Annotated in this window: 13 protein-coding genes and 1 tRNA gene; all 14 read left to right on the top strand. The window is 58.9% G+C overall.

Features of this window, described 5'->3' with window-relative positions; genetic code table 11:
* A partial coding sequence (gene tuf / locus HZB23_04815; GenBank protein MBI5843976.1) for an elongation factor Tu occupies positions 1–253 on the top strand: 253 nt, incomplete at its 5' end.
* Between the two features lie 163 nt (positions 254–416).
* Complete coding sequence (gene rpmG, locus HZB23_04810) at positions 417–566, top strand: 50S ribosomal protein L33 (protein MBI5843975.1); 150 nt, start codon at positions 417–419, stop codon at positions 564–566.
* 131 nt (positions 567–697) lie between these two features.
* Positions 698–773, top strand: a tRNA-Trp gene (locus tag HZB23_04805).
* 74 nt (positions 774–847) lie between these two features.
* Positions 848–1,225 carry a preprotein translocase subunit SecE gene (gene secE / locus HZB23_04800; protein ID MBI5843974.1) on the top strand — a complete coding sequence of 126 codons (378 nt, stop codon included), beginning with the start codon at positions 848–850 and terminating at the stop codon, positions 1,223–1,225.
* A 68-nt stretch (positions 1,226–1,293) separates the two neighbouring features.
* Entirely contained in the window at positions 1,294–1,824 is a 531-nt protein-coding gene (gene nusG / locus HZB23_04795) for a transcription termination/antitermination protein NusG (GenBank protein MBI5843973.1), read from the top strand.
* 70 nt (positions 1,825–1,894) lie between these two features.
* Positions 1,895–2,317 (top strand): 50S ribosomal protein L11, encoded by a 423-nt coding sequence (rplK, locus tag HZB23_04790; protein MBI5843972.1) that lies wholly within the window; start codon positions 1,895–1,897, stop codon positions 2,315–2,317.
* A 26-nt stretch (positions 2,318–2,343) separates the two neighbouring features.
* Entirely contained in the window at positions 2,344–3,048 is a 705-nt protein-coding gene (locus HZB23_04785) for a 50S ribosomal protein L1 (protein ID MBI5843971.1), read from the top strand.
* 306 nt (positions 3,049–3,354) lie between these two features.
* Positions 3,355–3,885 (top strand): 50S ribosomal protein L10, encoded by a 531-nt coding sequence (locus tag HZB23_04780; GenBank protein MBI5843970.1) that lies wholly within the window; start codon positions 3,355–3,357, stop codon positions 3,883–3,885.
* A 78-nt stretch (positions 3,886–3,963) separates the two neighbouring features.
* The gene (rplL, locus tag HZB23_04775) at positions 3,964–4,344 is read left to right on the top strand and encodes a 50S ribosomal protein L7/L12 (protein MBI5843969.1); all 381 of its coding nucleotides are present in this window, start codon (positions 3,964–3,966) and stop codon (positions 4,342–4,344) included.
* A 482-nt stretch (positions 4,345–4,826) separates the two neighbouring features.
* Entirely contained in the window at positions 4,827–8,936 is a 4,110-nt protein-coding gene (gene rpoB, locus HZB23_04770; protein MBI5843968.1) for a DNA-directed RNA polymerase subunit beta, read from the top strand.
* A gap of 139 nt (positions 8,937–9,075) precedes the next feature.
* Entirely contained in the window at positions 9,076–13,563 is a 4,488-nt protein-coding gene (rpoC, locus tag HZB23_04765) for a DNA-directed RNA polymerase subunit beta' (GenBank protein ID MBI5843967.1), read from the top strand.
* Between the two features lie 460 nt (positions 13,564–14,023).
* Positions 14,024–14,395, top strand: coding sequence for a 30S ribosomal protein S12 (locus HZB23_04760; protein MBI5843966.1), 372 nt, complete (start codon positions 14,024–14,026; stop codon positions 14,393–14,395).
* A gap of 21 nt (positions 14,396–14,416) precedes the next feature.
* Positions 14,417–14,887, top strand: coding sequence for a 30S ribosomal protein S7 (rpsG, locus tag HZB23_04755; protein ID MBI5843965.1), 471 nt, complete (start codon positions 14,417–14,419; stop codon positions 14,885–14,887).
* A gap of 42 nt (positions 14,888–14,929) precedes the next feature.
* The coding region (tuf, locus tag HZB23_04750; protein MBI5843964.1) for an elongation factor Tu at positions 14,930–15,067 on the top strand (138 nt) is incomplete at its 3' end.

Here is a 15,067-nt window from a genome sequence, read left to right as displayed (position 1 = left end):
TTTGTCCAAGGAAGAAGGCGGGCGTCACACCCCGTTTTTCAACGGTTACCGCCCCCAGTTCTACTTCCGCACAACGGACGTGACCGGGATCGTGACCCTTCCCGAAGGCGTTGAAATGGTCATGCCCGGCGACAACGTTTCTGTCACCGCCGAACTGATCACCCCCATCGCCATGGAGAAGGAACTCCGGTTCGCGGTCCGCGAAGGCGGACGCACCGTGGGCGCTGGCGTGGTTGCCGAGATCATAGCGTAACAGTCTGACCGCCGGGCGGAGTCTCAGCTGTAAAACATTTGAGACTCCGCTTCCGGCGGCTGTTTGATGACAAAGAAGGCCGCAAAGTTACGCCTCGGTCGGTGCATCTTAGAGGCGGCGCAAGACGTTGGATTCGCCCACAGGGGCGAAGGGAAGGAAAGCCGTGAGAACCAAGGCTACCCTGGCGTGCATGGAATGCAAGCAGCGCAATTACCAGACGAACAAGAACAAGCGGACCACGCCGGACCGCCTGGAGTTCAAAAAGTATTGCAGGTTCTGCCGTCGTCATACCGTTCACAGGGAAACGAAATAGGGCTTCTCCGCAAGGGGTCCTGAAATATCCGGCAGGGCGCGCCTCCTTTTTCGGGCAGGGCGCGAAAGCCGGTAAAAGGGCCAAATGCGGACAGAGGCAGGGCTTACCGGCATTTTGCCGGTTCATGGCTAGGGCCAGTAGCTCTAACGGTAGAGCGGCGGACTCCAAATCCGATGGCTGGGGGTTCAAATCCCTCCTGGCCCGCCAAACAACACATAACGGCTCGGAAGCGGTGAGAGTCGAAAGACTCGCTTCCGGGCTTTCGGTGTTTGGATAAAGGCATGGGACAACTCCTCAGAAAAAAAACGCCGGAACAGAAGAAAAAGACCCGCGAGAGAACTGCGGGCCAGGCCGAAGAACGCCAGAGCGCAGGGGCCAAGGACGGCGCGGGTCAGGCCGTGGCCAGGCTCGCCGGCAAGGCCGCGTCTCAGGTTCCCAAGGCCTCTTCTTTCAAGGCGCCGCAATTTTACACGGCCTCCATCCAGTTTCTGCGCGAAGTCAGGGTGGAACTGAAAAAGGTGACCTGGCCGTCGCGGAAGCAAGCCACAGGTTCCACCATAGTCATGATAATTTTTGTCCTTGTCATAGCCTCGTTTCTGGGAATGACGGACAGCGGGCTTGCGTACCTCGTGCGAATGGTCTTGGGAGGAGGGCGCTGAACAATTCGGCGCGGGGAGCATTTTCCCTCGCCGCCGTTTTTGCGCCCCAAAAGTGAAGGGAGCTAGGGTTGGCTTTGGAATGGTATGTTGTCCACGTTTATTCAGGGTTTGAGTCCAAGGTGAAGATGGCCCTGGAGGAACGGGTGGCATCTTCCCGTCACAAGGACAAGTTCGGGCAGGTACTGGTGCCCACCGAACAGGTCATTGAGATGGTGAAGGGAAAACGCCGGACCTCCCAGCGCAAATTCTACCCCGGCTACATCCTCGTACAGATGGACCTGGACGACGAAACCTGGCACCTGGTCAACGATACCGCCAAGGTGACCGGCTTTTTGGGCGGACACGACAGGCCCACGCCCCTTTCCGAAGAGGAAGCCTCCCGGATAGTGGACCAGATCGAGGCTGGCAAGTTGAAGCCCCAGCCCAAATACCAATTTGATGTGGGCGACGAAATCCGCGTGGTTGACGGCCCCTTCTCCAATTTCAACGGAACCGTGGACGCAGTGAACCCAGAAAAGGGCAAGGTGCGGGTCCTGGTTTCCATTTTCGGTCGGGCCACCCCGGTTGAACTGGAATTTGTCCAGGTGATAAAGGTTTGACGCCCGGCCCGGCAACGCTACGCAGGCGTTAAGGCCAAGACGGTGTAATTTCGGATAAGCGAGTGAAATCATGGCAAAGAAAATAATGGCGCAGGTCAAACTGCAAGTGTCGGCGGGCAAAGCCAATCCCAGCCCCCCCATCGGTCCCGCTCTGGGTCAGCATGGCGTGAACATCATGGAGTTCTGCAAACAGTTCAACGCCAAGACGGCGGACCAGCCGGGCATGATCATTCCGGTCGTGATCACCGTCTACCAGGACCGCAGTTTCACCTTCATCACCAAGACACCTCCGGCCTCAATTCTTCTGATGAAGGCAGCCGGCCTGGACAAGGGCTCCCCCGACCCCAAGAAGATCAAGAAGGGGCAGGTGACCACGGCTCAGGTGAACGAGATCGCCAAGCAGAAGATGGAGGATCTCAACGCCAAGGATTTGGAAGGCGCGGTGAAAACCATCGCCGGAACGGCCCGCAGCATGGGCCTTGAAATCGTCTGACACCGGCGATACCAGGGAGCGGACAGATGGCAAAGACAGGCAAGAAGCACATCGAAGCAAAACAAAAGGTTGACCGGGAGATGCGTTATCAGGTTCCGGCGGCCATAGAAGCTGCGGTATCCGCAGCACACGCCAAGTTCGACGAAAGCCTGGACGTCGCGGTGCGGCTGGGGGTTGACCCCCGCCACGCGGACCAGATGGTTCGCGGAACCTGCGTTCTTCCCCACGGAACCGGAAAGACCGTACGGGTCCTGGTTTTCGCCAAGGGCGAGAAGGAAAAGGAAGCCCTGGAGGCAGGGGCCGACTTCGTGGGCGCCGAAGACCTCGTGGAAAAGATCAAGGGCGGCTGGCTGGAATTCGACAAGGCCGTGGCCACCCCGGACATGATGGGACTCGTGGGCAAGATGGGTAAGATTCTGGGCCCGCGCGGCCTCATGCCCAACGCCAAGACCGGCACGGTAACGCCCGACGTCACCCGCGCCGTGAACGAGCTCAAGGCCGGAAAGATCGACTTTCGGGTCGACAAGGCCGGAATCGTCCACGCGCCCCTGGGGAAGGTCTCGTTCGGCCCGGAAAAGCTGGTGGAAAACCTGGCGGCCTTTTTCGAATCCATCATGCGCTTAAAGCCTTCCGCTGCCAAGGGCACCTATCTTCGCACCATCGCAGTTTCCAGCACCATGGGGCCCGGAGTCAAGATCGATCCGCTCGCGGTGAAGGAAGTTTTGAAGTAAGAGGCTTTTAACAAGGCGATCTTGCGGTGGAAATTTACCGGCCCGCCAGCCCCGGTTCAAAAAACGGACTCTTTCGGGTTCAATGAACGGAGCGAAGCGGAGCGGCGGATTCCACCCGTTCGTCAAATATCTCCGTCGAAGACAGCAGGCGCTGACGGGCTTAATGGGCGCTCTTTTTTTCGGGCGTTCGCCTGCCGAGACAGGAAATCGTTTTTCGGGATCCTCTATAGGCCCTGGCGGCCCGGCAAACGTAGGTCTTTCGCACTCGCTGTGCGACGGAGTACGAGAGGAGGTGTAATTTAAACTGTGAAGAAATCAGACAAAGAGAAGGTCGTTGAAGCCCTTCACGAAAAAGCGTCCCGCGCGACTTTCGCGGCGGTGACGGATTTTCGCGGAATGGACGTCGCCCGCATGGACACCTTGCGGATCAGCCTGCGCGAAGCCGGTGTTGACTATCAGGTAGTCAAGAACACCCTTTTGCTGCGCGCATCCGCTGGAACCGGCGTCATCGCCATGTCGGAGCATTTCAAGGGACCCTGCGCCGTAGCCCTGTGCTACGCCGACCCGGTCGCCGCCGCCAAGGCTCTGGCCACCTTTGCGGCCCAGAACGAAAAGGTGTTCACCATCAAGGGAGCCATGCTTTCCGGGAAGCCCATGACCGCCGAAGGCGTGAAGGCCCTCTCCGAAATGCCGCCTCTGCCGGTCATGCAGGCCCAGTTCCTGGGAGTGCTGAACGCGGTTCCGGAAAAGTTCGTGAGGCTTTTGGCAGCGGTTCCCCAGAGCATGCTGAACGTTTTGAACGCCGCCAAGGAAAAAATGGAACAGGAAGCCGCCTGACGAGGCCGTTTCCCCCCAAAGGATTGAAGGAGGCGGCGTTTTTGTCGCCCCTTAACATGATAAGCTAGGAGGATTCCCATGGCAGTAACCAAAGAAGAAGTCATTGCGTACCTTTCCGGTCTCACCGTTCTCGAAATCTCCGAACTCGTGAAGGACCTTGAGGAAAAGTGGGGCGTTTCCGCCGCCGCTCCCGTGGCCATGATGGCCGGCCCCGCCGCTGCCGCCACCGCCGCTCCGGTTGAGGAAAAGACCGAGTTCGACGTGATCCTGACCGGTTGTGGCGACAAGAAGATCAACGTGATCAAGGAAGTGCGCGCCCTCACCGGTCTTGGCCTGAAAGAAGCCAAGGCCCTGGTTGAGGAAGCGCCCAAGCCGGTGAAGGAAGGCATCTCCAAGGAAGAGGCCGAGAAGGTCAAGGCCCAGCTGGTTGAGGCCGGAGCAACGATAGAGATCAAATAGTCCGTTTTTCAGGCAACGGGAAGCGGAGCCACTCGGCCTCGCTTCCCGTTGCCTGTTTTTTCGTTCAACAGCCTGTCTGAAAACGCGAACTGCGTCGTTGCACTTCAAAGCCAATTCCGCCACGCACATTAAGTACGCGTGACTCTTGGCTTTTCATGCGCCATGCATTTTTTCGCGGATATCGAAATTGATAGCCAGGCTTCACGTTCAGCCTTTTTCAACGGGCTGTTAACAGGATCAGTCGCATACAGGATCGTTTTCCGGGGTTAAGGGTCGTTTCCGAAAGTTTTCTTTCTTCGGGGGGGCGTGTACCTACGGGGGGCGATTATTGCATTGATTCCACCGCTGTCTGAACCGGAACCCGGGCGCATGGAACGCTCGCTTTTTTCCTGGCGAAAACGCGAAGAGCCTTCGCCTGTCAGGTTCCGGAAACGTCTTACGTTTCGGCGGTTTTTTCGCCGAAGCACACTTCGGGGTAAGCCATGTCCTCCACGACGCTTTTGGGCAAACGCATTCGCAAGAGTTTCGGAAAGATATCAAGGATAGTCGATATCCCCAATCTCATCGAAATGCAGCGGATATCCTACCAGCGTTACCTGCAGATGGACACGCCGCCGGAACAGCGCGAAATGATCGGGCTCCAGGCGGTCTTTCACTCGGTCTTCCCTATCCGTGATTTTTCCGGGACAGCCTCCCTTGAGTTCGTGTCCTACCGGTTCGGCGAGATCAAGTACACCGTGGACGACTGCGTCCACCGGGGCATGACTTACGAGGTCCCGGTGCGCATAACCGTTCGCCTGGTGGTTTTCGACGTGGACAAGGAGCAGAAGACCCAGAACATAAGGGACATCAAGGAGCAGGAAATCTACTTCGGCACGATTCCTTTAATGACGGACAAGGGCACCTTCGTCATCAACGGCACCGAGCGCGTGGTGGTCAGCCAGCTTCATCGGTCCAGCGGCGTCTTCTTCGATCACGACAAGGGGAAGAGCCACGCAGCGGGGCGCATCATCTACACCGCCCGCATCATACCCGTGCGCGGAAGCTGGATAGACATGGAGGTCGATCCCAAGGACATCCTCTATATCCGCATCGACAGGCGCAGGAAATTCGCGGCGACTCTTCTTTTCAAGGCCTTCGGCTACACCACGGAAGACATCCTGAGCTACTTCTACAAGACCGAGACCGTGGTTCTGGGAAAAAAGGCCCTGTGGAAGGTTTTCGACCCGGAAACCTTGAAGGCCCAGAAGGCCAGCTACACGGTGAAGCACCCGGAAACCGACGAGCCCATCGTGAAGAAGGGCCGCGTGTTCTCCCAGAAGGCCATTGCCCAGATGAAGGCCCTGTCCATAGACAGGATTCAGGTCTCCGAAGAGGACATCATGGAGAAGGTTCTGGCCAGGGTGGTCAAGCATCCCGAATCCGGAGCGGTTCTCTATAATGCCAACGAGGTGGTCACCGAAGACGTCATCGCCGCGTTGCGGGACAGCGATGTGAAGGAATTCGCCATCCTGGCTTCGGGTGCCGGCTCGGCGGGCGAAACCATACGCAAGACCCTGATTCTGGACAAGGTGGAATCCCGCGAGGAAGCCCTGGTGGAGATATACCGGCGGCTTCGCCCCTCCAACCCCTCCACAGTGGAAGTGGCCCAGGATTTCATCGACCAGCTTTTCTTCAAGGCCAGCCACTACGACCTTTCCCAGGTGGGCCGCCTTAAACTCAATTTCAGGCTGGGCCTGAACACCCCGGTGGAAGTGACCACGCTCCGCCGTGAGGACATACTCATCACCGCCAAGACCCTCGTGTTTTTAAAGGACACCCAGGGCAAGGTGGACGACATCGATCACCTGGGAAACCGCCGGGTGCGGGCCGTGGGCGAGCTTCTGGAAAACCAGTACCGAATAGGCCTCGTGCGCATGGAGCGCGCCATCAAGGAGCGCATGAGCCTCCAGGAGATCGACGCCTTGATGCCCAACGACCTCATCAACCCCAAGCCGGTTTCGGCTGTGGTTAAGGAGTTCTTCGGCACGAGCCAGTTGTCGCAGTTCATGGACCAGACCAACCCCCTCTCGGAGGTCACCCACAAGAGGCGGCTTTCGGCCCTGGGCCCCGGCGGCCTCACCCGCGAGCGAGCGGGCTTTGAGGTGCGCGACGTTCATCCGTCCCATTACGGGCGCATCTGTCCCATCGAGACCCCTGAAGGCCCCAACATCGGCCTCATCGTCTCTCTTTCCACCTATGCCAGGGTGAACCATTTCGGGTTCATTGAGACCCCCTACCGGGTGGTGAAGGACGGAAAAGCCCTCCAGGAAATCCGTTACCTGTCGGCGCTTGAGGAAAAGGACCTGCCCATAGCCCAGGCCAACATCCCCTTGAAGCCGGATGGAGCAATAGCGAGCCCCGTGGTTTCCGCCCGCAAGGAAGGCGAATACAACATGGTGCGCCGGGAGGACGTGGCGCTCATGGACATCTCCCCCAGCCAGCTGGTTTCGGTGTCGTCGTCCATGATTCCCTTCCTGGAAAACGATGACGCCAACCGCGCGCTCATGGGCAGCAACATGCAGCGCCAGGCCGTGCCCCTTCTCACCACCGAGGCCCCCCTCATCGGCACGGGCCTGGAGCATGTGGTGGCCAGGGATTCGGGCGTAACCATAGTGGCCAAGAGAAGCGGCCACGTGGTCTCGGTTGATGCTTCGCGCATCGTCCTGCAGCACGACGACGAGATGGCCGAAAAGAACCTGGACAAGAGGGTGACCATTTACACCCTCTCCAAGTTCACCCGCTCGAACCAGAACACCTGCTTCAACCACAGGCCCATCGTAAGGCTTGGCCAGCATGTGAAGGTGGGCGACATAATCGCCGACGGCCCGGCCACGGAAAAGGGCGAACTGGCCCTTGGAAAGAACGTCACAGTGGCTTTCATGCCCTGGGGCGGGTACAACTTCGAGGATTCCATCCTTGTTTCCGAACGCATGGTGCGCGACGGCGTGTTCACCTCGGTTCACATAGAGGAGTTCGAGCTGGTGAGCCGCGACACCAAGCTGGGCAAGGAGGAAATCACCCGCGATATTCCCAACGTGGGCGAGGAGGCCTTAAAAAATCTGGATGATTCAGGCATCGTGCGCCTTGGGGCGGAAGTGAGGCCCGGCGACATCCTGGTGGGCAAAATCACCCCAAAGGGCGAGACCCAGCTTTCCCCGGAAGAAAAGCTCCTTCGGGCCATCTTCGGCGAAAAGGCCGGGGACGTGAAGGACACCTCGCTTCGGGTTCCGCCCGGAGTCGAGGGCGTGGTGGTTGACGCCAAGGTCTTTGCAAGGCGCGGCGTCGAAAAGGACGACCGCACCAGGACCATCGAGGACGAGGAAATCCTGGCCCTCGAAAAGGACCGCGACGACGAGCTGCGCATAATCGAGGACACCGTAAGACGCCAGCTCACCCGGATGCTGAAGGGCGCGATCCCGGTCACCTCGGTCAAGAAGAACAAGGTCACCTATATAAATAAGGACGCAAAGATCACCGACGAGATGATCGCAGAGGTCCCATTGGCCCTTCTGGAGGGGCTCGTGGTGAAGGACGAGGCGGTCAGCGAGAAGGTGCAGGACGTCCTGGACCGCTACCGCGATAGGCGGGAGCTGGTCCACAATACCTTCGATGAACACGTCAACCGGTACCAGAAGGGCGACGACCTGCCCCCCGGCGTAATAAAGATGGTCAAAATTTACGTGGCCATGAAGCGCAGGCTTTCGGTTGGCGACAAGATGGCGGGCCGCCACGGCAACAAGGGCGTGGTTTCCTGCATCCTTCCCACCGAGGACCTTCCGTACTTCGAGGACGGCACCCCGGTGGACATGGTCTTGAACCCCCTGGGCGTTCCCTCCCGTATGAACGTGGGCCAGATTCTGGAGATTCACCTGGGCCGCGCGGCCAAGAGCCTCGGTAACCAGATTGACGAGATGCTCAGGGAAAAGCGCCTGGACGAGTTGAAGGAAAAACTCAAGAGGGTCTTTTCCGAGGCCGCCGGAGAGGTGGAGAAACTTTCCGAGGGCGGGCTGGTGGAGTTCGCGGGCCGTTACAGGAACGGCGTGCACATGGCCACTCCGGTCTTTGACGGGGCCAAGGAAGACGAGATCAAGAAGCTTCTGGAAGAGGCCGGGGTGTGGGTCAGCGGCCAGGCCAAGCTGCGTGACGGGCGCACGGGCGAGGAGTTCAAGGGTCCCATAACCGTCGGCGCCATGTATATGCTGAAACTTCATCACCTTGTTGATGACAAGATTCACGCGCGCTCCATCGGGCCTTACTCGCTGGTCACCCAGCAGCCCCTTGGCGGCAAGGCCCAGTTCGGCGGCCAGCGGCTGGGTGAAATGGAAGTCTGGGCAATGGAGGCCTACGGCGCGGCATACGCCCTGCAGGAATTCCTCACCGTCAAGAGCGACGACATGGTGGGGCGCACCAGGATGTACGAGAAGATAGTGAAGGGCCAGAACGTCTTGGAGCCGGGAATGCCGGAATCCTTCAACGTGCTCATAAAAGAGCTCCAGAGCCTGGGGCTTGAGATGAGCCTGGAAGAAGCCGGTTCGCAGAAAAAGAAGTAAGGGCGTCACGAAATAACCATCACATCCGGTTGCAGCTTTTTCCAGGCCAGCCGCCTTGTTTGCCGGGCGGATCGTCAACCAATGTGTTACATGTTTATTCTGTGACAGGCCCCAACCTCCGAAAGCGAGGAGCTTTAAAGTGGAAAGCATCTACGATTTTTTCACCAAGCCCACGGATCCGCGCAAGTTTTACGCGGTTTCCATAAGCCTCGCGTCGCCGGAACGAATCCGGCAGTGGTCACACGGAGAAATAAAGAAGCCTGAAACCATAAATTACCGCACCTTCAAGCCGGAACGCGAGGGCCTTTTCTGCGCCAAGATTTTCGGCCCCACCAAGGATTACGAGTGCAACTGCGGCAAGTACAAGCGCATGAAGCACCGTGGCGTAATCTGCGAAAAATGCGGCGTCGAGGTAATCCAGTCCAAGGTCCGGCGCGAGCGCATGGGGCACATAGAACTGGCCTCGCCGGTCTCCCATATCTGGTTTTTGAAGAGCCTGCCCTCGAAGCTGGGGAACGTTCTCGATCTCACGTTGAAGAACATCGAGAAGGTTCTTTATTTCGACTCCTATATCGTTCTCGATCCCAAGAACACCGGGATGCCCCAGGGCACGCTCCTCACCGACGACAAGTACCGGGAGGCCGTGAAGGAACACGGCCCCGGCAGCTTCGTGGCCGGAATGGGAGCCGAGGCCGTGCGGGTGCTTCTGGATCAGCTTGAGATCGAAAAGCTCTACCACGAGCTTCGGGAAGAGATTTTTTCCACATCCTCAGACGCCAAGCGCAAGAAGCTCGCCAAGCGCCTCAAGGTGGTGGACGCCTTCCGTGGAAGCCAGATCGTGCCCTCGTGCATGATAATGAGCGTGATCCCGGTCCTTCCCCCCGATCTTAGGCCCCTGGTTCCCCTTGAGGGCGGACGTTTCGCCACCAGCGATTTGAACGACCTCTACCGCAGGGTGATAAACCGCAACAACCGCCTTCTGCGCCTGATGGAGCTGAAGGCCCCGGACATAATCGTAAGGAACGAAAAGCGGATGCTCCAGGAGGCCGTGGACGTTCTTTTCGACAACGGTCGCCAGGGCAAGGTGGTAACGGGCACCAACAAGCGGCCCCTAAAGTCCCTTTCGGACACCTTGAAGGGCAAGCAGGGCCGGTTCCGCCAGAACCTTCTTGGAAAGCGCGTGGATTATTCGGGCCGTACCGTCATCACCATAGGCCCGAACCTCAGGCTTCACCAGTGCGGCCTTCCCAAGAAGATGGCCCTGGAGCTTTTCAAGCCCTTTGTCTATCACAAGCTGGAAATGAAGGAACTGGTCTCCACGGTCAAAAGCGCCAAGAAGATGGTGGAGCGCGAGGAGCCCAAGGTATGGGACACCCTGGATGAGGTGGTGCGCGAATACCCGGTTCTCTTGAACCGCGCCCCCACGCTGCATCGCCTGGGCATCCAGGCCTTCGAGCCCACCCTTGTGGAGGGCAAGGCCATCCAGCTTCACCCCCTGGTTTGTACCGCCTTCAACGCAGACTTCGACGGCGATCAGATGGCCGTTCACGTGCCCCTTTCCGTGGAGGCCCAGATCGAGGCCAGGGCGCTCATGCTCTCCTCCAACAACATCCTGTCCCCGGCCAACGGCGCGCCCATAATCGTGCCCACCCAGGACATCGTGCTGGGCCTTTATTACATGACCCGCGACGAGCCCTACGCCAAGGGCGAGGGGATGTCCTTCTCCAATCCGGGGGAGGTCCGGGTGGCCTATGATTCCGGCGTGGTGGACCTTCACGCCAAGGTCACCGTGCGCATGGAAGGCAAACGGGAAAGCACCACCGTGGGCCGGGTGCTTTTGTGGGACGTGATTCCCAAGGGAAACCTCGTCCGGCTGCTTCATCTTGAGGTGAAAACCCCCGAAACCGCAGCCCTGGTGGAACAGAAGATCAGGGAAGGCCAAGCCTCGGATTTCGCGGCCCTGATCGCAGAGCATTCCGAAGGCCGCGACAAGCAGTTCGGCGGCGACTTCGGGCTTTTGAAGGAAGACGAGATCGAAGACGTTTTCCGTCTCGGAAGCGAGGCCGTGGCCGGGATCATCGCAACGGAGCCCGACGGGATCATAGGGCCCCTGGTGGAAAAGAGCCGCCATCACTTTTTCAAGCTGGTGGAAAAACGCTTCGAGCCGTCCTTCGACGTGGTCAACCGGGTCATGAACAAGCAGTCCCTCAGGGACCTGGTGGACGTCATCTACCGCAGCATGGGCAGCAAGACCACGGTCATCCTGGCCGATCACCTGAAGGACATGGGTTACCGCTACGCCACCCGCGCCGGGCTTTCCATCTGCATCGACGACATGAAGGTGCCGGTGAGCAAGCAGGAAATCCTCGATTCCGCTCAGCGCGAAGTTGACGACATCACCAACCAGTGGGAAGAGGGCCTCATCACCCAGGGTGAAAAATACAACAAGGTGGTTGACACCTGGAGCAAGGCCACTGAAAACGTGGCACGGGTCATGATGGAGGGCATGAAGGCCGCGCCTCTCCTTGACGCCTCCAAAACGCCCGTGAATGACGAAAACGGCCAGGTGGTGATGGGCGAGAGCTTCAACGCCATATACATGATGGCCGATTCCGGCGCGCGCGGTTCCAAGGACCAGATGCGCCAGCTGGCCGGTATGCGCGGCCTCATGGCCAAGCCATCGGGCGAAATCATCGAAACCCCCATCACGGCGAACTTCCGTGAAGGCCTCACCGTACTCCAGTACTTCATCTCCACCCACGGCGCGCGCAAGGGCCTTGCGGATACGGCGCTCAAAACGGCCAACTCCGGCTACCTCACAAGGCGGCTGGTGGACGTGTCCCAGGACTGCGTGGTTTTCGAGACCGACTGCGGCACCATGGCCGGGGTGGACGTCGAGCCCCTCATGGAAGGCGGCGAGGTCATCCAGCGCCTTGGCGACCGCATCCTTGGCCGCACCGCAGCCGAAACCATAAAGAACCCCGTAAGCGGTGAAGTTATAGTGAACGCCGGGGACGAGATCGACGAGGCTGGAGCGGAGCGCATCGAAAAGACCGGCCTCACCAAGGTGCGCCTGCGTTCGGTCTTGACCTGCAAGACCCGTTACGGCGTGTGCGCCAAGTGCTACGGACGCGACCTTTCCCACGGCAAGCTGGTGGAAATCGGCCAGGCCGTCGGAATACTCGCGGCCCAGAGCATCGGCGAGCCCGGAACCCAGCTCACCATGCGTACCTTCCACGTGGGCGGCACCGCAAGCCGCCGCGCGGAGCAGGCCGACATCCGCGCCCGCATAAGGGGTCGGGTGAAGTACGTTGACTTGAACGTCGTCACAAACGCGGCGGGCGAGTTCGTGGTCATGAACCGCAAGGGCGGCGAGTTCCTCATCGAAAGCGAGGAAGGCGGCGTAAAGGAGCGCTGGCCGGTCATCTACGGAGCGCACATCCTGGTAAAAGACGGGCAGTCCGTGATGGAAGGCGATCTTCTGGCCCAGTGGGACCCCTTCACCACGCCCATCCTCACCGAAGTCAACGGCGTCGTGAAGTTCGGCGACATTCTCCAAGGCAAGACCATGCAGGAGCGGATCGACCCCATCACGGGCAATTCCTCCCGCATGATAATCGAATACAAGGATACCGAGGTAAGGCCCAGGATTTCCATCAAAAATGAGGAAAACAAGACCGTTTCGCTTCCCAAGGGCAGCGGGCTTGCCCAGTACTTCCTGCCGGTGAACGCCATCCTCCTGGTGGAGGAAGGCTCCACGGTCAAGGCCGGCGACGTCATCGCCAAGATGCCCCGTGCAACCACCAAGATCAAGGACATCACGGGCGGTCTTCCCCGTGTTGCCGAGCTCTTTGAGGTTCGCAAGCCCAAGGAGGCGGCCATCCTGTCGGAAATCGACGGCTACGTCTCCCTGGCCAAGGGCACCAAGGGCAAGCAGAAGGTCACGGTGACCCCCTCCGGCCCCGGCGAGAAGAGGGAATACCTCATCCCGCGCGGCAGGCACGTGAACGTCTACGAGGGCGAATACGTTCGAAGCGGCGATCCACTCATGGGCGGCGCGGCCAACCCCCAGGACATCCTCTCCATCAAGGGCGAGGTGGAACTGGCGAGGTATCTGGTCAACGAGGTCCAGGAAGTTTACCGGCTCCAGGGCGTGCGCATCAACGACAAGCACATAGAGGTCATCGTGCGCCAGATGATGAGGTGCCTAAAGATCACTTCGGTGGGCGACACCAACTTCATACCCGAGGAACAGGTGGAGAGGGCGCGCTTCGAGCAGGTGAACCGCGATATCGTGGCAAAGGGCGGCAAGCCAGCAACCGGCGACTCCCTGATCCTGGGAATCACCAAGGCCAGCCTTTCCACGGAAAGCTTCATCTCGGCTGCGTCCTTCCAGGAGACCACCAAGGTTCTCACAGAGGCCTCCATAGCGGGAGCCATAGATCATCTCAGGGGCCTCAAGGAAAACGTCATCATGGGCCGGATAATCCCTGCTGGCACCGGGCTCGTGAAATACGCCGGGGTCAACGTTGGCCTGGAAGTGGAAGGCGAGGCGGCGGCCCTGGCCGGCGTGGTCCTGCCGGAGCTTCCAGACATGGGCGCTGTTGCCATGCTGGGCGACGCCTGACAGGCTTTGCCTGTTTTTTCATGATGTTAAAATGCATACAGCCGCCCGGTGAAGGGGGACTTTCCCGCTTTTCCGGGCGGTTTGGTGATTTTTCGAAAATTCCCGCTTGACAGTTTGCGTAAAAGCTGACTTAGAGCAGTTCCAATTGTTTTTTTCTGGTTCAGAAACGGCCTTTGTCATTCAAGGGGTTTTGGAAACCTGGGGGAACTTTTTCGGATTCATCGGAAGCTGGTTCGGGTTGTGTCCGGCCAAAAGCTTTGTTTGGCCGGTTTTTTATGCGGTTGCTCCATCGGTCGCCCGCAAGGGTTAGGGAGTGAGGGAGCCGCTTGTTGCGCAGTGCGGTTTTTGGGGCATGCTGTCATAAAATTAACTTGACAGTCAGGCCCGTATCATATAGACATCTGTTTTTTGAGTCCCCCCGGACGACGGGGGATTTTTTTGGGATCAAAAAGGAAGATATATGCCGACGATCAACCAACTTGTGCGGATGGGGCGTGAAAAGGTCATCAAGAAGACCAATACTCCGGCCCTCAAGGCTTCTCCCCAGAAGCGGGGAGTTTGTACGCGCGTTTATACCACCACGCCCAAGAAACCCAACTCGGCGTTGAGGAAAGTGGCCCGCGTAAGGCTTACCACGGGTGTTGAAGTTACGGCTTACATTCCCGGCGTGGGGCACAACCTCCAGGAGCATTCGGTTGTCCTGGTGAGGGGCGGGCGCGTCAAGGACCTCCCCGGCGTTCGTTACCACATTGTCCGCGGAACCCTGGATTCCATGGGCGTGGCCAACCGCAAGCAGGGGCGTTCCCTGTACGGCGCCAAAAAGCCCAAGTGATAAGGTCTTAAGGAGAGGGATATGCCCAGGAGACGCGAAATTCAGGAGCGGGAGGTTTTGCCGGATGCCCGTTACGGGGACGACCTCGTGGCCCGGCTCATCAATTCCGTGATGCGCAAGGGAAAGAAAAGCATCGCCGAGCGCATGGTTTACCGCGCATTCGACATCATCGGCGAACGCACCAAGGAATCGCCGCTGCCGGTTTTTCACAAGGCGATAGCGAACGTGAAGCCCATCATAGAGGTCAAAAGCCGAAGGGTTGGCGGCTCCACGTACCAGGTGCCCACCGAAATACGCAACAGGCGCAGGGTGGCTCTGTCCATGCGCTGGCTCATCAATTTCGCCTTGAAGCGCCCGGACAAGTCATTGTCCGCCAAGCTCGCGGGCGAAATAATGGATGCTGCCAACATGCGCGGCGCAGCCATAAAGAAAAAGGAAGACACCCACAAGATGGCCGAGGCCAACAAGGCTTTTGCCCATTACCGGTGGTGACAAGGATAAACCGCCATCGGGGCGGGGCAGGGGAGAAAGATCATGGCCAAGCAGAAGTTTGAGCGCAAGAAACCGCATGTCAACGTCGGTACCATCGGTCACATCGACCACGGTAAGACCACGCTGACGGCGGCCATCACCAAGACGCTGGCGAAGAAGGGCTGGGCGAGCTACGTACCG

The sequence above is a fragment of the Deltaproteobacteria bacterium genome (genome assembly GCA_016235345.1).
GTDB lineage: Bacteria > Desulfobacterota > Desulfobacteria > Desulfobacterales > Desulfatibacillaceae > JACRLG01.
This window is presented reverse-complemented; position numbering and strand designations above follow the sequence as displayed.

Bases quoted from the DNA above. Each gene is read 5' to 3' on its own strand.
- secE (MBI5843974.1), top strand. From the start codon at position 848: ATGGGACAACTCCTCAGAAAAAAAACGCCGGAACAGAAGAAAAAGACC.
- rplK (MBI5843972.1), top strand. From the start codon at position 1,895: ATGGCAAAGAAAATAATGGCGCAGGTCAAACTGCAAGTGTCGGCGGGC.
- HZB23_04785 (MBI5843971.1), top strand. From the start codon at position 2,344: ATGGCAAAGACAGGCAAGAAGCACATCGAAGCAAAACAAAAGGTTGAC.
- rplL (MBI5843969.1), top strand. From the start codon at position 3,964: ATGGCAGTAACCAAAGAAGAAGTCATTGCGTACCTTTCCGGTCTCACC.
- rpoB (MBI5843968.1), top strand. From the start codon at position 4,827: ATGTCCTCCACGACGCTTTTGGGCAAACGCATTCGCAAGAGTTTCGGA.
- HZB23_04760 (MBI5843966.1), top strand. From the start codon at position 14,024: ATGCCGACGATCAACCAACTTGTGCGGATGGGGCGTGAAAAGGTCATC.
- rpsG (MBI5843965.1), top strand. From the start codon at position 14,417: ATGCCCAGGAGACGCGAAATTCAGGAGCGGGAGGTTTTGCCGGATGCC.